The sequence below is a fragment of the Pseudomonas sp. IT-P294 genome, assembly GCF_949767865.1.
Lineage (GTDB): Bacteria > Pseudomonadota > Gammaproteobacteria > Pseudomonadales > Pseudomonadaceae > Aquipseudomonas.
Genome location: NZ_CATKQW010000011.1, coordinates 531,709 through 548,099 on the forward strand (window position 1 = coordinate 531,709; position 16,391 = coordinate 548,099).

Sequence of the window (16,391 nt, forward strand, 5' to 3'; positions counted from 1 at the left end):
AGCACCTCCTCAATATAGAAGTGCCTAGCGATAGAGCAAATCGAAAGGCGTAAACGCCTGATTAACCGCGTCATCGTTCATCACGGGCAAGCCCGCTCCCACAAGGATCTTCGCCGTACACAAATGCTGTGTTCGCCAAGGACTCTGTGGGAGCGGGCTTGCCCGCGAAAGCGGTGGATCAGTGAGGGTGATTTCTAGCCAAGCAATTCGCGCAAGCGATACCAGAACATGCCGAGCGCCAGCAGTGGCGAGCGCAGCATTGGTCCACCGGGGAAGGTCATGTGCGGTATGGCGCTGAACACGTCGAAGCCCTGGCTGTGTCCAGCATGGATGGCTTCGCCCAAGAGCTTCGCGCACCAATGGGTCACGTTCAGCCCATGCCCGGAATATCCTTGGGCGTAGAACACGTTCGGGTGCTGTCTCAAGCGCCCGACCTGAGGAAAGCGATTGGCCGAGATGCCGATCTTGCCACCCCATTGGTAATCAATGCGCACATTGGCCAGTTGCGGGAAAACCTTGAGCATCTGTGGGCGCATGTAGGCGCTGATGTCCGCCGGATCGCGCCCGGAATAATGGCAGGCACCGCCGAACAGCAAGCGCCGATCCGCCGAGAGCCGGTAGTAATCGAGCCCGACTTTCTGGTCGCACAACGCCAGGTTCTGCGGGATCAACTGCGCCGCCACCTCTGGTCTCAAAGGTTCAGTGGCAATGATGTAGCTGCCTGCCGGGAGCACCTTGCCGCTGAGTGTCGGTTCGAGGTCTTCCAGGTGCGCATTGCACGCCAGCACCAGGCTGCCGGCGCGCACTGTGCCTGCGGCGCAACGAACCTGCACGGTGCTGCCATGAATAACCTCGAGCACCGGGCTCTGCTCGAAAATCTGCACACCCAGTGACTGCGCGAGCCGTGCTTCGCCAAGCACCAGGTTGAGTGGATGCAAATGACCGGAACCCATGTCGACCAACCCGCCGGCATACACGCCGGAATTCACCACCTGCTGACGGATCTGTTCTGGTCCGACCAACCGCGTTTCGTGGGCGTAACCCGAGTCGATCAAATCGGCCTGTTCCGCTTTGAAGGCCGCGAACTGCGCCGGGGTGTTGGCCAGTTCGCAAAAGCCCCAGCGCAGGTCGCAATCGATACCGTGATCGCGAATGCGCTTGCCCACCAATTCCACCGACTCGATGCCCGCACGCTCTAGATAACGCACGCCTTCTTCGCCGACATAACGACTGAAGCCACTAACGTCATGCCCGATGCCGCGGATCAATTGCCCACCGTTGCGCCCACTGGCGCCCCAGCCGATGCGCCGGCCTTCCAGCACAATCACCGAGAGCCCGCGCTGTGCCAGTTCGATGGCGGTGTTGACCCCGGTAAAACCGCCGCCGATCACGCAGACATCGGCGAACAGATCCTCGGTCAACGCAGGGAAGGGCGTCAGGTGATGGGCTGTCGCGGCGTAATAGGACTGTGCGTGTTCGTTGTTCATTTGTTGGACTTCACTTTGCTCCAGGAACGGGTCATCAATCGCATGATCGCCTGGGGCGGGGTGGTTGAAATGTAGAGTTTGTCGAGGACAGCCTGCGGCGGATACACCTCAGGGTTGTTCACCAACTCAGCGTCCATGAACGCCTTCGCGGGCGGGTTGGGGTTGGCGTAGCCGACCGAGGCGCTGACCTTGGCAATGACTGGCGGGTCCAGCAGGTAGTTGATAAAGGCATGGGCTTGTTTTGGATTGCTGGCATCGGCCGGAATCGCCAGCAGGTCAAACCACAGGTTGCTGCCTTCCTTTGGGATGGCGTAGGCGATGTTCACGCCGTTCTTGGCTTCCTTGGCGCGGTTGGCCGCCTGGAACACATCGCCCGAATAACCGAAGGCTACGCAGATGTCGCCGTTGGCCAGGTCCGACACGTACTTGGACGAATGGAAATAAGTGATGTAAGGCCGGATGCTCAACAGCTTGGCTTCGGCTTTTTTGTAGTCTTCAGGGTTCTCGCTACGCGGGTCCATGCCCATGTAATTGAGGATCGCCGGGAACACTTCATCGGCCGAATCCATCATCGACACACCGCACTGGCTGAGTTTCTTGATGTTTTCCGGTTCGAACAGCACGGCCCAGGAGTCGATGTGATCAATGCCCAGCACTTGCTTGATCTTATCGACGTTGTAGCCGATACCGTTGGTGCCCCACAGGTACGGCACGGAATGCTCGTTACCCGGATCGTTTTTCTCCAGCAATGCCAGCAGTTTCGGGTCCAGGTTCTTGAAGTTCGGCAGCTGTGCGCGATCCAGCTTGAGGAACGCGCCGGCCTTCACCTGGCGGGCGAGAAAGTGGTTGGACGGAACCACCACGTCATACCCGGTGCGGCCGGCGAGCAGTTTGCCCTCCAGGGTTTCATTGGAATCGAATACGTCGTAGATCACCTTGATGCCGGTTTTGGCCTGGAAGTCGACGAGAGTGGTGTCGCCGATGTAATCGGTCCAGTTGTAGACACTGACGGTAGGCTGGGCCTGCGCAACCGCGCTGAACAGCAAGGTCAGCGCGACCGGAACCATGGATTTCAATAGACGCATTCGACACCTCTTTGAATTATTGGATTGTGATCGGTGTGATCGTTCCCACGCTCCGCGTGGGAATGCAGCCCGGGACGCTCTGCGTCCCATTGGAACGCGGAGCGTCCCTTGAGGCATTCCCACGCAGACGGTTCGACGCCTCGACGTGGGAACGATCAATGGGAAGGGGTTAAACGCTGAACAGCAGGAACTCGCGCTCCCAGGAGCTGATCACGCGCTTGAAGTTTTCGTGCTCGGCACGCTTGACCGCGACGTAACCCCTGACGAATTTGCTGCCCAGGTAACGCTCGATGGTTTCGCTTTCTTCCATCTGCGTCAGCGCGTCTTCGATGGTGATCGGCAAGCGCAGGTTGCGTCGTTCGTAGGCTCGACCTTGCACCGCCGCGCTCGGTTCAACGCCTTCGACCATGCCGATGTAGCCGCACAGCAGGCTGGCGGCAATCGCCAGATATGGGTTGGCGTCCGCGCCCGGCAATCGGTTCTCGACGCGCATGGCTTCAGGGCTTGAGGTCGGCACACGCAGGCCGACGGTGCGGTTCTCTTCGCCCCATTCGACGTTCACCGGCGCTGAAGTGTCCGGCAGGAAGCGGCGGAACGAGTTCACGTTCGGCGCAAACATCGGCAGTACTTTGGGGATGTATTTTTGCAGGCCGCCAATGTGGTGCAGAAACAGTTCGCTCATGTTGCCGTCGGCGTCGACGAAGATCGGCTTGCCCGTGGCAATGTCGACCACACTCTGGTGAATGTGCATGGCGCTGCCGGGTTCATCGCCAATCGGTTTGGCCATGAACGTCGCCGCGACGTTGTGCTTGAGTGCCGCCTCACGCATGGTCCGCTTGAACACGGTGATCTGGTCGGCCAGGTCCAGCGCGTTGCCATGACGGAAGTTGATTTCCATCTGCGCCGGGCCGTCCTCGTGGATCAGCGTGTCGAGGTCCAGGCCTTGCAGTTCGCACCAGTCGTAGACGTCTTCGAACAGCGGGTCGAATTCGTTGGCGGCATCGATGGAAAACGACTGGCGACCACTTTCAGCGCGCCCCGAACGGCCCATCGGTGCCTTGAGCGGCAAGTCCGGGTCTTCGCAGCGCTGGGTCAGGTAGAACTCCATTTCCGGCGCGACAATCGGCCGCCAGCCTTTGTCGGTGTACAGCTGCAACACTTTCTTCAACACGTTGCGTGGCGACAGTTCGATCGGGTTGCCGAACTTGTCGAAGGTGTCGTGGATCACGATTGCCGTCGGTTCGATGGCCCATGGAATCACGTACACCGCGTCGGCGTCCGGCTTGCAGACCATGTCAATGTCGGCCGGGTCCAGCAGGTCGTAGTAAATGTCGTCGTCGACAAAGTCCCCGGTTACCGTTTGCAACAGCACACTTTCCGGCAGGCGCATGCCTCGCTCATGCAGGAACTTGTTGGTGGGTGCGATTTTGCCGCGAGCAATGCCGGTCAAGTCGCTGACCACACACTCGACTTCGGTAATCTTGTGATCTTTCAGCCACGTGAATAGCTGATCGAAGGGGACATTCATAAAGACCTCGTTATTGGTTTTATTAACGTCGGGGAGGGCGGCTTCATCCACCACACACTTCCCCTGTGACGCGTTGACGACTATCTTGGGCGAGCCTTGTCGTTCTATCTATCCACTTTAAGCCACACCAAAACGCACCAAACGAGTGCGTAAGGTCATCCCATGTCAGCGTCCAGTCCGTTACAGGTTCAAGCGTTCAATACCGATGATGTCGCCGCGCAAATCCGTGCTACACCGGGTTGGGTGCAGCACTATCAACAGATGTCACCGGGGCATTTCGCCGGGCGCGTGCGCTACCTGGACCTGCAAGGCGTGGAGATTTACGAAGAACAGATGAACACCCGGGTCGAGCAGAATTTCAGTGCGCCGCAGGGGGCGTTGGCGTTTTGTTTCGATCGCAGCGACAACGCGCTGTACGTGCTGAATGGCGAAAGCCGCAACATCTGGATCACCCCGGAGAACTATCAGGAAATCGCCGTGGTGTTCGGCCCCGAGTTCGTCCAGCGCCACGGTTTGAACATCGCGCGGCTGGAAGGCTTGTTCATGTCGCCGCTCAACTGCGGGCAGAACGCCTTGTTCAGCCGCTGGTTGAGCGGCACCTTGACCCGGCTGGCAGAGACGCTCGATCCACCGAGCAAAGAAGCGCTGACCCAGCAGTTGCTGGAGGATTGCCTCTACATCCTCGATAACGCTTGTGTGTGCCTGGACCGCGGTGGCCTGCAGCGGCGCACCGAAGAGCGCACGATCATGAAACGCATCGGTGAGTGGGCGGCTGATTCACCGGAAGAAACCCTCAACTTGCTGGAACTGTCCCAGGTGGCCGGGGTGTCCCTGCGTCAATTGCAGCATGCGTTCAAGGCCTTCACCGCCATGACCCCGACCCATTGGCTGCGCCTGCGCCGACTGAACAGCGCGCACCGCGAATTGCTGGCCCGAACCCCGAATGAGACGACTGTCGCCGAAGTGGCGATGAACTGGTCGTTCTGGCATTTGGGACGGTTTTCCAGCAGTTACCGGGCGCTGTTCAAGGAACTGCCGAGCGAAACGCTGAAACGCGCGGCGCCAAAAAGCAGCCCGGTTTAAGGTTGGAATGCGGTTGGCGTCCAGTCAGGTCACTGGCGCCGGTTTTGCCAGCTCAATACCCGCTGCCCCCAATCGCTTGAGAATTTCAAACAGCAGATCGCTTTTGGTTATGCCGACGATTCTCGGGCTGCTGACGTAACCGGTGACCGTCAACGTGATGCCGTCGGGAGTCAGTTTGCTGAAGCGTACAAACGGCGCCGGTTTTTCCAGGATGGTTTCGTGTTCCTGATAGGTGTCGTGCAGCAGGGTTTTCACTTGTTCAGGGTCAATGTCCAGCGGGAATACCAGTTCGAGTGTCGCGACCCCTTGGGCACTGCCGCCAAGGGTGACGTTGCGCAGGTTCTGCGAAATCAATTGTGAGTTGGGGACGATGACGATCGAGCGGTCACTGAGTTGTATTTCGGTGGCCCTGACGTTGATGCGCCGAATGTCGCCTTCGACGCCGCTGATGCTGATCAGGTCGCCCACCTTGACCGGTCGCTCGGTCAGGAGAATCAGGCCAGAGACGAAATTCTTGACGATTTCCTGCAAGCCGAAACCGATGCCCACGGACAAGGCGCTGACGATCCACGCCAGGTTGGTCCATTTGATGCCCAGTGATGACAGGGTCATCAGAATCACCAAGGCATAACCGATGTTGGAAAACAGTGTGCTCAGCGAGGCGCACATGCCGGGGTCCATGTCGGTCTTGGGCAGGAGTTCGTCATCCAGCCATCGGCGCAGTGAGCGAATCAGGTAGATACCGATCAACAGGGCCAGTACGGCTTTCAACAGGTGGTCAGGGATGATGTTCAGTTTGCGCAAGCCGTCGCCGCCGAGGATGGCGAACGTTTGGGTAAACAGTTGCCCGAGTGTGGTACCGACCCCGCCCACAAACAGTGAAATCACCGCCAATAAAATTAACGTGGCACGCCCCACGCCGGACAAAATGATCGAGACTTGCTCAAGGCGCACATCGCCGATACCGAGCAATTGCTTGAACGCCTTGCCGCTGGGGCTCTTGGGTGAAAACAGGTACTCACAGCTGTCTCTGAACACCTGCGTCAACAAGTAGAACCCGCACAGGATGATGAATCCCCAGACCAGTTGATACGTGATGAACCTTGCCAGGGAGACATAGCCGATCAGCAGCGCAAGCAGCGCCACCACAATCACGACGGCGGCGAACGAGTAAATCAGGCCGGCCAGGGTGGTGCTCGATTCGGGCGCCTCACCGCTGTCCACCACGGCTCTTCGGACTTGGCTGGCACGCCGGAACAAGGCACCGATAATCAGTGTGACCAGGAGCGAAATCAGTCCCCGGCCAAAGAGGATGGCCGGTGCGCTCATGCCGGTGACATTGGTGATTTGTGCCAGGCCCACCAGAATCAGCAGCGTGACGGACAACAGTCTGGGGTAGGGCTGGATCGCCAGCGCAACCGGGTCGGCGATGGCGGGCAGGCGCCAGGACGGATGCCGGGTCGACAGCAGCGCCCGGCTCAAACCGGTGATCAGGATGCAGACATAGATGACTTTTTCGAATTCATCGGCAAAGTTCTGAATCACGGGCGACAGCGGCAAGTCTCGCGTGAGCGCATAAAACAGCAGTTGCACCGCACCGGCGGTGGTCAACACTGTGGCCACGACAGAAGCCAGTGCGAGGGAACTTCGGCGCAAACGACCTTCGGGCATTCGATGAATGCACATCCAGGTCAGCCCGCGTTCGGCGATTCTTCGGCCCCAGGACCAAAGGGCCGCCGCCAGCAAAATCAGGGTGATGCCAGACAGTCGATTGCCGGGCTGCCAGGCAGCCTGGAGCGCACTGCCGGCCTGCTGGATGAATTCTGCAAAACGCTGGCGGTCCTCCGGCAGCGGATTGAAAAACGGTGCCCAGAACCCCGGCGACAGGATGCTGCCGCTGCGCAGCGTGACTTCGGTTTCCAGAATGCTGCGCCGGATGCCGGCAATTTGAATGATCAGGTCGGCAGCGTTGCTTCTCAGCGCCGCCAGGGTTTTCAAATTGAAATCGACTTTGGCCTTTTGCTCGGACAGATAGGCACTTTGCGTTGCAATGTCCGATTTTTCTGGCGTGATATCGCCCTGCGACACCGGGCCCAGCACATCAAGTTGGGCTTGTAGCTGCTTCTGTTCGGGCAGCAGGGAAGACTGCAGGGTGTCCACATCCTTAATAAACAACTGCACGGTGTCCTGCAGGCCGACCATCTGTGTGAGGTTATTGGCCTGCGATATTTGCTGCTTGATCCGGTCGAGGCGGGCTTGCAGCGCTTGCAGATCACTCTGGGAGATCGCAGCGGACGAAGTGCCTAAAACAGCCGATGGCGGCAGCAGCTCGGCGGCCGACAGCCAGGTGGCACTCGGTCCAAGCAGCGTGAGCACGACGAAAATGACTGCCTTCAATGCCTTGCGCATAGGAGTGCCCGGCTCTGTTATTGGTCGCTTAACCTATGAGGTTAGGCCATCACGCCAAAACGATCGAAAAGAATCATGGACAGGCGCCTTCAGGGCCATTGCGCGAGGGGAACGAACGGTGTGTGATCTACACTCCTTTTTGCTCAATAAGTCGGTGATCTGTCTTGAACTGCCAAACCACCCGGTGTACTTGCAGGGTAACGGACTGCGTTGGAGATCTTTATGAGTAAGGTGTGGTTTATCAGTCTGTGCGCTGTATTGGCCGTTTCATGCCCCCAGGCCTGGGCCGAAACCGTCGTGCCGATGAAGGGACAGGACTCGCAACAAACCCAGCTCGATGTCGATGATTGCCATGACGTGGCGCTCAGTCAGAGCCCAACGCCGCCGCCCTCGGGCACCGTTGCGCCTGAGACCCACGGGCGTCAGCATGATGAATTTTATGAAGGCGACCAGGACGAAGCGAAGATGGCCTATGTCAATTGCCTGCAGGCAAGGGGTTATCAGGTCAATCCTTGAGTTTTTTCCCGCCTTGCCACAAGCAGATGAACCATCAGGCAGGCATACAGCGTCACGAGCAGGAACAACCCCATGCGCACGGCAAACGCCGTGTACACGTCCTTGCCGGCGACACTGTCCTGCACCGACTGGCCCAACAGGATAATCAGCGTGATCAGGGTGTTGAGCCAGAACCCGGGGGTGAATCGCGTCGGGCTCAGGGCATACAGTTTGCGCGCCAGCACCAGGCCGAACAGCAGCATCCACAGAAAGAACATCCACAGGTGCACAAACAGACTCAGAGCGCTCCAGAACAGAATCGCCAGCAGGCCCGCGTACAAGGTTGAACCGACGAGTTCACGGCCGGCGTTGCGGGCGTTAGTCGTGGAGCTTTGCTGGCCGAGGCTGACGGCCTTGAGGATGATGGGCAAGTAACCTGCCGGGTCGATCAGCGCCAAGAGGAATGCCGGTAGCACGATCAGTGTGGCTCGTAGCGCAACCCTGCTGACTTCTTCGTCGGGCAGGGGCGCGGCGGGCGGCGGCGAAGGGGCATTCGGCGGGTCCGGGAATAATCCGTGACTGATCGCCACGACCAACACTGCAAGGAGCAAGCCCTTGACCAGAGCCCCGATGACCATCGCCGCCAGGTCGAATTCAGCGACGCCTGCCGAGGAGATCATGGTCAGGCCGATCACCAGAAAGGTCACGATCAGCGGATTGCCGCCGCGCAGGCCAAAACGAAAGACCAGGAACAGACTCACACCGATCACCAGCACCCCGCTGACAGGGTAATAACGCAGTATCGGAATCAATAGCAGGCCGACACTGGTGGTCAGCATCGCGACCAAGGCAAGCACCACGGCCGCCTTGAACGGCAGCGGCCGATTGACCGAGGCCAGCAGGATCAGGCACAACACCGGCGCTAAAAAGGGAATCGGCAAGGCCAGGCCGAAACTGGCGGCCAGGCACAGCGCCGTGCCCGTGGCCAGGCGCAGCGCGCGTTGTTCGCGCGGTGTGCGCTTAATAGGCATAGCTCAGCCAGCTCATGAACCCCACAAACAACCGGCCAAGCGGATTCAACGGATTGCCGTCGGTGGGGAAGGCCATGACTTCCGCCTGCCCGCCGGCACGGATGGCTCGGTTGTCGCGCAGCGTGGCCAGTGACTCTGGGGAGAACTGGATGATCACCGGAAAGCGCTGTGCCGGCCGCAGCCAATCGCGACTGTTTTGCACGCTGGGCAACGTCCCCGGCTGGGTTGGCTGCCCGACGCTGACGCCGTACCCGACACTGCGCACCTGGCCTTCGAAAATTTCGCCCGGCAGCGCGTCCAGCACGATGGCGACTGGCGTCTCGGGCTTGATCAGGCCCAGGTTGTTTTCGGTCATGTCCGCGCTGATCCATACATCGTGGATCGCAATCAAGGTCATGACCGGGCTACCGGCCGCGGCGAATTGCCCGGCGTCGGTGCGCAGGTCGGTGATCAGCCCCGCCGAGCGCGCACGGATCTGCGTGTTGGACAAATCCAGTTCGGCTTTGGACAGCGCCGTGGCAGCGCTGCGCAGCAGGGCGTTGGTTTCCTCGCTGCCGCCTTCCTGCTCGCGCGCACGCTGGACTTCGGCACGAGCGGCGGCGACCTGGCTGACCGCCTGTTCACGGTTGGCACGGGACACTTCAAGCACGCGTACGGAAATGGTGCCGGGGTCTTCGCGATACAAGCCTTCGAGACGCTGATTGTCTTGCCTGGCCTTGAGTTCGTTGGCCTGGGCGGCCCGCAAGTTGGCTTGTGCCGAGGCAATGCCGGCGGTGCTGGCGCCGACCTGTCGGCGTGTCGATTCCAGGTCTGCGCGTGCCCGGTCGACGGCAATCTGATACGGCTGCGGATCGACCTCGAAGAGCACGTCACCGGCCTTGACGTCCTGATTGTTGCGCACTTTGACGCGGATCACCCGCCCGGCAACTTCAGACGCGACCGGAATGACGAACGCTCCCACCCGCGCCTGTTGGGTGTAGGGCGTGAAGCGGTCGGCCAGCAGGTACCACGTCAGGCTCAGGACAATCAGCAGCAACACCCATTTGATGCCTTTTTTCGCCGGGTCGGGCGCGGGCGCTTCGGGAACGGTCTGCGCGGCTTCGCTCATGGTTGTTTTACCTTGTCGGGCAGAGGGGAGCCGGCTTCGTGCAACAGGTCGCCCCAGTCGGTGCGTTGTTCCATCTGCTGGCGGGTGGCCGGATCGATGATTGGCTGGGCGCTGTACCACCCGCCGCCCAGGGATTTGTAGAGGGCAATCAGATTGCTCACGGCGTTGCTGCGAGCGACCAGGTAGTTGTCCTGCTGCTCGAGCAGCGCGCGTTGCGCGTCCAGGACCCGCTGGAAATCCGAATAACCTTCGCGGTACTGGACGCTGGCGAGCACCAGCGAACGCTTGGCGGTCACTTCAGCTTGCGCGAGGATTTGTTCGCCTTCCAGCGACTTGATCACCCCATAGGCGGCATCGTCGGCCTCCCGCGCGGCCTGACGGACTTTGTCGCGATAGGCCTCGATCAGCTGCTGCAAGCGCGCATCCTGAACGCGCACGTTGTTGCTGATCCTGCCGTAATCGAACACGTTCCAGCTCAGACTGGGGCCGCCGATCAGGTCCAGGCTCCTGGACGTGCCCTTGAGCGTATCGGCCGACCAGACAATGCTGCCCAGCAAGGTCAGCGACGGATAGAAATCGCTTTCGGCGACACCGATCAGAGCCGACTGTGCGGCGACGTTCAGCTCGGCGGCGCGTACGTCGGGCCGACGCAGCAGCAAATTGGCCGGTATGCCCTGCAGGACGGCGCGGTCGACCAGCGGGATCAATCCTGGGTTTTCCGCCAGCTGCGGCAAGGCGCCGGGCGGTTGCCCGATCAGTACGGACAAAGCGTTGCGGGTTCGCTGGATCTGATCTTCGAGCGTCGGCAAGGTGCTGAGGGTGCCCAGGTATTGGGTCTTGGCCTGTTGCAGGTCCAGCTCGGCACTCTGGCCACTTTTGAACAGTTTTTCGGTGATGTCGACGTTGCGCAGTTGCTGTTTGGCGTTTTCCCGGGCGACGCGCAGCCGCGCCTCGGAAGTGCGCAACGAAAAGTAGCTGTCCGCAACCTGGGCGCGCAGCAACACGAGCACGTCTTCGTAGTTGGCTTGTGCGGCAAAATAGCTGGCATCCGATGACTCGATCGCTCGACTGAAGCGCCCCCAGAAATCCAGCTCCCAGCCGATGTCGAACCCGGCACTGTATTGCCAGAAATGACTGTCCTGCGGATTGTTGCCGCCCGATTGTCGGCGGTTGACGTACAAACTGTCGGCGCTGGCTTGTTGCAGTTGCGGGTACAAGGTGCTTTGAGCAATGCCCAGTTGGGCGCGCGCTTCAACCACGCGCAGGCCGGCGATTTTCAGGTCTGAGTTATGGGCATCGGCCTCAGCGATCAAACGGTCCAGGACCGGGTCGTTGAAGACGCTCCACCATTGCCGCAAGTCCGGCGTCAGCGCACGCTGGCTGGCGTGGGCAAGGGCAGGGGTGTCCCAGTGTTTGATCCACGCCTCTGCGGGAGACTGGAAGTCGGGTCCCACCCGTACGCAGCCGCTCAGCCCCAGCAAGCCCAGCAACATGAGGTGGCCCGGCCTCATCAGCAGGGATCGACGTGGAGGCATTCCGTAGGTTCCAGCCAGGGACGATCACTGGAGCATAGCCGCCCAATCGCGCCATCGGCGGCCAAGCTTTTCAAGCGCCCTCAAACCTTCAGCGATCATTGAACGGCACGACGATAAAAGGCAGCCTCCAAGGTCACGTTGAATGCAGGGCGCTCTACGGCGAAATGATCCCGTGATCGATGGCGTATTTGACCAGCGCGGCGGGTTTGTCGATGTTGAGTTTGCGCCGGATGCTCAGACGGTGGGTTTCCACCGTGCGCACGCTGATGTCGAGTTCACGGGCCATTTCCTTGTTGTTCAAGCCCTGAGCCATTTTGTACAGCACCTGGCTCTCGCGCGGCGTCAGCTCGTTGTCGGTGCCTTTATCGGCAATCAGCCGCTGGGCGATTTCGGCGCTGTAAAACGTGCCGCCACTGGCAATGGCTTCGATCGCCGCAATGATTTCCCGCGACGGCGAGTTCTTCAGCACATAGCCACTGGCGCCGGCACGAACGGATTCACTCACGTATTCATAATTGTCGTACATGCTCAGCACCAGCACTTTGAGCGACGGGTACTGACTGCGTAACAGGCGCGTCAGCTCGAGCCCGTTCATGTCGCGCAGGCTGATGTCGACCAGCAACAGGTCTGGCTGGCAACGTCCGACCATCTCGATGGCATCGGCGCCACTTTCGGCTTCGCCCACCACTTCCAGCGGCGCCATGACCGCGAGCAGGGCTTTGATCCCGTCGCGGACCAGGGCGTGATCGTCGACCAGAGCGACGCGGATCGGGCAGGGCAGGTTCATTGCGGTCATTCACTCTTGTTGTAGTGGGGTGTGTCAGTGTTTTGAACCGGGTGCTTTCATTGGCAGCAGCACGTCCAGCTCACTTCTTCCGGGTAGCGAGACCAGGTCGAAACGCCCGCCAAAATGTTCGACGCGCTCACGGATATTACGCAAACCGATGCCCGCATGGCGACGCTCGACCTGAGCCACGTTGAAACCGACGCCGTCATCGACCACGGTCAGCCGTACGGAATCCGCCGAACCGTGCAGGGTAATGGAGACGTTTCTAGCCTGGGCATGGCGTTCGATATTGGTCAGGCCTTCTTGCACGATCCGAAACAGAGAGACCGCCGCGCCATCGACCAGATCACAGTCGAATTCGTTATCGTCGTAGGTCACTTTCAGACCGCTGCGTTGCTCGAACTCCGTGGCGAGTTGGCCGATGGCGGCCGGCAGGCCCAGGGTGTCGAGCAACGAGGAACGCAAATCGTGAGAGAGGCTGCGAACCTCGCCAATCGCGTCCCCAAGGCGCTGCGTGGCCTCTTTTAGCGTGCTCAACCCTTTGTCTTGTGCCGGGCCGTTCTCCAGCAGAAGGCTGGCCAGTTCGAACTGAAATTTGATGGAGACGAGCAACTGACTGATGCCGTCGTGCAGTTCACGGGACACCCGTGATCGCTCTTCCTCCTGCAGGCTGACGATCCGTTGGGTCAGGCGCTGAAGCTTTTTGTCCGCCAGTCGATGCTCGCTGACGTTCAGCGTCATGCCGCTGGCAAAGACAAACAACACCGCGACAAGGGCGACGACGGCAATCGCCAGCATGGTTTTGCGGATGCCCTGGGCCACTTCGTCGCGCGCTTGTTGAGTGGCGCGTTCAACATCCTCAAGGTAGATGCCGGTGCCGAGCATCCAGCCCCAGCGATCCAGCATCACTACGTAGGCCAGCTTGTCGGTCACTTTGCCGGAGGAGGGTTTGTTCCAGGCATAGCGCTGAAAGCCTTCGCCTGACTGTGCGCTGTTTAGCAGCGCCTGGATCACCGGCAAACCGTGCGGATCCTTCATGTCCCACAGGTATTTGCCCACCAGTTCCGACTGGCGCGCGTGCATCAGGCTACGACCCTCGCGGTCGTAGACGAAGAAATAACCATTGATGCCGAAGCTGAGTTTGCGCAGTTCTTCCAGCACTTGTTGCTGGGCGTGCTCGTCACCGTGGCCGTCGTCGTACAGCGGCGCGATCAGGCTTTGCGCCATTTCCACGTAGTTTTTAAGTTCGGCACGTTTGCTGGCCAGAATGCTGTCTTCGATCAGTTGCGCCTGTTGGTCGCCGAGTTGACGGTTCAGGGAAATCACCAGCGCGCAGATCACCGCGATCGCCAGGACCAGTGGCAGAATCCCGAGCGCGACGATTTTGTGTTTGAGCTGCATCTTGGCTCCTGACCGGGCGGAGGGGTAGGCGAAGGCCGGCATCATATGCCAAAGATACGCGCGTCCTGTAGCGCGGCAGGACGGAATGACCTGCGGCTTTGGTGTCCTTCAACTCAAATACAAAACCCTGTGGGAGTGAGCCTGCTCGCGATAGCGGTGTATCAGATGACATTGATGGTGAGTGTCAGTCCGCTATCGCGAGCAGGCTCACTCCTACAGAGGATCTGCAGAGTCTACGTAGAACTACGTAGATGCCACGTACGTAGTAACGCGGATTTATTTGTAGACGACATGCGCAGATATTGGGCCAGCTCCGCACCGCGGACACAATTATAAAAATTACCGCCGCAGTCACTGGCTGTCGGCAGGAGACACGCTATGCCCCGTCTGGCTAAACACCTCGCCTGGTTTGCCGTGGCTGTCCTGGGAGCGTTTGCGCTGAGTGTCGTGGCCCTGCGCCGCGGCGAAGCGATCAACGCCCTCTGGATCGTAGTCGCAGCAGTCGCTATTTACCTCGTTGCATACCGCTATTACAGCCTGTTCATCGCCACCAAAGTGATGCAACTCGACCCTAATCGTGCCACGCCCGCGGTCATCAATAACGATGGCCTGGACTACGTGCCGACCAATAAACACGTGCTTTTCGGTCACCACTTCGCCGCCATCGCCGGCGCGGGGCCGCTGGTCGGTCCGGTATTGGCCGCACAGATGGGGTACTTGCCCGGCACGCTGTGGCTGATCGCCGGCGTGGTGCTGGCCGGTGCCGTTCAGGACTTCATGGTCCTGTTTATGTCCACACGCCGCAACGGCCGCTCCCTGGGCGACATGGTCCGTGAAGAAATGGGCCGCATCCCCGGGACCATCGCGCTGTTTGGCTGCTTCCTGATCATGATCATCATCCTCGCGGTGCTGGCGCTGATCGTGGTCAAGGCCCTGGCCGAGAGCCCATGGGGCATTTTCACGGTGATGGCGACCATCCCGATTGCGATGTTCATGGGCGTCTACATGCGCTACATCCGCCCGGGTCGCATCGGTGAAATCTCCGTGGTCGGTGTGCTGTTGCTGCTCGGTTCGATCTGGCTGGGCGGGCAAATCGCCGCTGATCCGGTCTGGGCCAAAGCCTTCACCTTCACCGGTATCCAGATCACCTGGATGCTGATCGGCTACGGTTTTGTGGCGGCCGTGTTGCCGGTTTGGCTGATCCTGGCCCCGCGCGACTACCTGTCGACCTTCCTCAAAATCGGCACCATCGTGGCGCTGGCGATCGGCATCCTGATCACCATGCCCGACCTGAAAATGCCGGCACTGACCCAGTTCATCGACGGCACCGGGCCGGTGTGGAAGGGCGCTCTGTTCCCGTTCCTGTTTATCACCATTGCCTGTGGCGCGGTCTCGGGTTTCCACGCGCTGATCGCTTCCGGTACAACACCGAAGTTGCTTGCGAGCGAAGGCCATGCCCGTTACATCGGTTACGGCGGCATGCTGATGGAATCCTTCGTCGCCATCATGGCCATGGTCGCCGCGTCGGTGATCGAGCCAGGCGTCTATTTCGCCATGAACAGCCCGGCGGCACTGGTCGGCGCGGATGTGGTTTCGGTGGCGCAAACCGTCAGCAGCTGGGGCTTTGCGATTACCCCGGACGCGTTGCAAGCGGTGGCCAAGGACATCGGTGAAACCACCATCCTGGCCCGTGCCGGCGGTGCGCCGACCCTGGCGGTCGGTATCGCGCAGATCCTGCACCACGTCCTGCCCGGTGAAAACACCATGGCGTTCTGGTACCACTTCGCGATCCTGTTCGAAGCGCTGTTTATCCTGACCGCCGTGGACGCTGGCACGCGTGCCGGACGCTTCATGCTGCAGGACTTGCTTGGCTCCTTCGTGCCGTCGCTGAAACGCACCGACTCCTGGCCCGCCAACCTGATCGCCACCGCTGGCTGCGTGGCGATGTGGGGCTATTTGCTGTATCAGGGCGTGATCGATCCACTGGGCGGCATCAACACCTTGTGGCCGCTGTTCGGTATCTCCAACCAGATGCTGGCCGGTATCGCGCTGATGTTGGCCACCGTTGTGCTGATCAAAATGAAACGCCAGCGCTATGTGTGGGTGACCATGCTGCCCGCTGTGTGGCTGCTGATCTGCACCGTCACGGCAAGTTTCATCAAGCTGTTCGATGCCAACCCGGCGATTGGCTTCCTGGCCTTGGCCAAGAAGTACAGCGATGCCCTGGCCAATGGTCAGATCCTCGCCCCGGCCAAAAGCATCGACCAGATGCAGCACGTGATCTACAACGCTTACACCAACGCTACGTTGACGGCGCTGTTTCTGTTTGTGGTCTTCAGCATCCTGTTCTTTGCACTTAAGGTCGGTATCGCCGCCTGGGGCAGCAAAGAACGTACGGATAAAGAAGCGCCGTATCAGGCAATCCCGCAGGTTTGATGGAGG

Annotated in this window: 12 protein-coding genes; 3 read left to right on the plus strand and 9 right to left on the minus strand. The window is 60.0% G+C overall.

Features of this window, described 5'->3' with window-relative positions:
• Positions 1–194: 194 nt before the first annotated feature.
• The 3 genes from ACM6I0_RS09865 to ACM6I0_RS09875 all read right to left on the minus strand — a co-directional run bounded on the left by ACM6I0_RS09865 (position 195) and on the right by ACM6I0_RS09875 (position 4,100).
• Complete coding sequence (locus ACM6I0_RS09865) at positions 195–1,487, minus strand: NAD(P)/FAD-dependent oxidoreductase (protein ID WP_414922147.1); 1,293 nt, start codon at positions 1,485–1,487, stop codon at positions 195–197.
• Entirely contained in the window at positions 1,484–2,572 is a 1,089-nt protein-coding gene (locus ACM6I0_RS09870) for a polyamine ABC transporter substrate-binding protein (protein ID WP_285434169.1), read from the minus strand. The genes ACM6I0_RS09865 and ACM6I0_RS09870 overlap by 4 nt, the downstream gene beginning before the upstream one ends.
• Positions 2,573–2,741: 169 nt before the next feature.
• Positions 2,742–4,100: a glutamine synthetase family protein gene (locus ACM6I0_RS09875; RefSeq protein WP_285434170.1), complete on the minus strand. Its 1,359-nt coding sequence runs from the start codon at positions 4,098–4,100 to the stop codon at positions 2,742–2,744.
• A 162-nt stretch (positions 4,101–4,262) separates the two neighbouring features.
• Here ACM6I0_RS09875 and ACM6I0_RS09880 point away from each other — a divergent pair, with 162 nt between their 5' ends.
• Complete coding sequence (locus ACM6I0_RS09880; RefSeq protein WP_414922148.1) at positions 4,263–5,183, plus strand: helix-turn-helix domain-containing protein; 921 nt, start codon at positions 4,263–4,265, stop codon at positions 5,181–5,183.
• 24 nt (positions 5,184–5,207) lie between these two features.
• On the opposite strand, the gene ACM6I0_RS09885 is transcribed toward ACM6I0_RS09880, so the two are convergent.
• Entirely contained in the window at positions 5,208–7,592 is a 2,385-nt protein-coding gene (locus ACM6I0_RS09885) for a DUF3772 domain-containing protein (protein WP_285434173.1), read from the minus strand.
• A 222-nt stretch (positions 7,593–7,814) separates the two neighbouring features.
• On the opposite strand from ACM6I0_RS09885, the gene ACM6I0_RS09890 reads away from it, so the two are divergent.
• Positions 7,815–8,108: a hypothetical protein gene (locus ACM6I0_RS09890; RefSeq protein ID WP_285434174.1), complete on the plus strand. Its 294-nt coding sequence runs from the start codon at positions 7,815–7,817 to the stop codon at positions 8,106–8,108.
• On the opposite strand, the gene ACM6I0_RS09895 is transcribed toward ACM6I0_RS09890, so the two are convergent.
• From ACM6I0_RS09895 to ACM6I0_RS09915, 5 genes are all read right to left on the minus strand, one after another.
• Complete coding sequence (locus tag ACM6I0_RS09895) at positions 8,093–9,118, minus strand: DUF2955 domain-containing protein (protein ID WP_414922149.1); 1,026 nt, start codon at positions 9,116–9,118, stop codon at positions 8,093–8,095. The genes ACM6I0_RS09890 and ACM6I0_RS09895 overlap by 16 nt on opposite strands.
• Positions 9,108–10,226 (minus strand): HlyD family secretion protein, encoded by a 1,119-nt coding sequence (locus ACM6I0_RS09900; RefSeq protein ID WP_414922150.1) that lies wholly within the window; start codon positions 10,224–10,226, stop codon positions 9,108–9,110. Before ACM6I0_RS09900 ends, ACM6I0_RS09895 begins: the two co-directional genes overlap by 11 nt.
• Complete coding sequence (locus tag ACM6I0_RS09905; protein ID WP_414922151.1) at positions 10,223–11,761, minus strand: TolC family protein; 1,539 nt, start codon at positions 11,759–11,761, stop codon at positions 10,223–10,225. The genes ACM6I0_RS09900 and ACM6I0_RS09905 overlap by 4 nt, the downstream gene beginning before the upstream one ends.
• A gap of 154 nt (positions 11,762–11,915) precedes the next feature.
• Complete coding sequence (locus ACM6I0_RS09910) at positions 11,916–12,548, minus strand: response regulator (RefSeq protein ID WP_285434203.1); 633 nt, start codon at positions 12,546–12,548, stop codon at positions 11,916–11,918.
• A 33-nt stretch (positions 12,549–12,581) separates the two neighbouring features.
• Positions 12,582–13,949, minus strand: coding sequence for a cache domain-containing protein (locus ACM6I0_RS09915; RefSeq protein WP_414922152.1), 1,368 nt, complete (start codon positions 13,947–13,949; stop codon positions 12,582–12,584).
• Between the two features lie 378 nt (positions 13,950–14,327).
• On the opposite strand from ACM6I0_RS09915, the gene ACM6I0_RS09920 reads away from it, so the two are divergent.
• Entirely contained in the window at positions 14,328–16,385 is a 2,058-nt protein-coding gene (locus ACM6I0_RS09920) for a carbon starvation CstA family protein (RefSeq protein WP_414922153.1), read from the plus strand.
• Positions 16,386–16,391: the final 6 nt, after the last annotated feature.

Bases quoted from the DNA above. Each gene is read 5' to 3' on its own strand.
- ACM6I0_RS09865 (WP_414922147.1), bottom strand. From the start codon at position 1,487: ATGAACAACGAACACGCACAGTCCTATTACGCCGCGACAGCCCATCAC.
- ACM6I0_RS09870 (WP_285434169.1), bottom strand. From the start codon at position 2,572: ATGCGTCTATTGAAATCCATGGTTCCGGTCGCGCTGACCTTGCTGTTC.
- ACM6I0_RS09875 (WP_285434170.1), bottom strand. From the start codon at position 4,100: ATGAATGTCCCCTTCGATCAGCTATTCACGTGGCTGAAAGATCACAAG.
- ACM6I0_RS09880 (WP_414922148.1), top strand. From the start codon at position 4,263: ATGTCAGCGTCCAGTCCGTTACAGGTTCAAGCGTTCAATACCGATGAT.
- ACM6I0_RS09885 (WP_285434173.1), bottom strand. From the start codon at position 7,592: ATGCGCAAGGCATTGAAGGCAGTCATTTTCGTCGTGCTCACGCTGCTT.
- ACM6I0_RS09890 (WP_285434174.1), top strand. From the start codon at position 7,815: ATGAGTAAGGTGTGGTTTATCAGTCTGTGCGCTGTATTGGCCGTTTCA.
- ACM6I0_RS09895 (WP_414922149.1), bottom strand. From the start codon at position 9,118: ATGCCTATTAAGCGCACACCGCGCGAACAACGCGCGCTGCGCCTGGCC.
- ACM6I0_RS09900 (WP_414922150.1), bottom strand. From the start codon at position 10,226: ATGAGCGAAGCCGCGCAGACCGTTCCCGAAGCGCCCGCGCCCGACCCG.
- ACM6I0_RS09905 (WP_414922151.1), bottom strand. From the start codon at position 11,761: ATGCCTCCACGTCGATCCCTGCTGATGAGGCCGGGCCACCTCATGTTG.
- ACM6I0_RS09910 (WP_285434203.1), bottom strand. From the start codon at position 12,548: ATGAACCTGCCCTGCCCGATCCGCGTCGCTCTGGTCGACGATCACGCC.
- ACM6I0_RS09915 (WP_414922152.1), bottom strand. From the start codon at position 13,949: ATGCAGCTCAAACACAAAATCGTCGCGCTCGGGATTCTGCCACTGGTC.
- ACM6I0_RS09920 (WP_414922153.1), top strand. From the start codon at position 14,328: ATGCCCCGTCTGGCTAAACACCTCGCCTGGTTTGCCGTGGCTGTCCTG.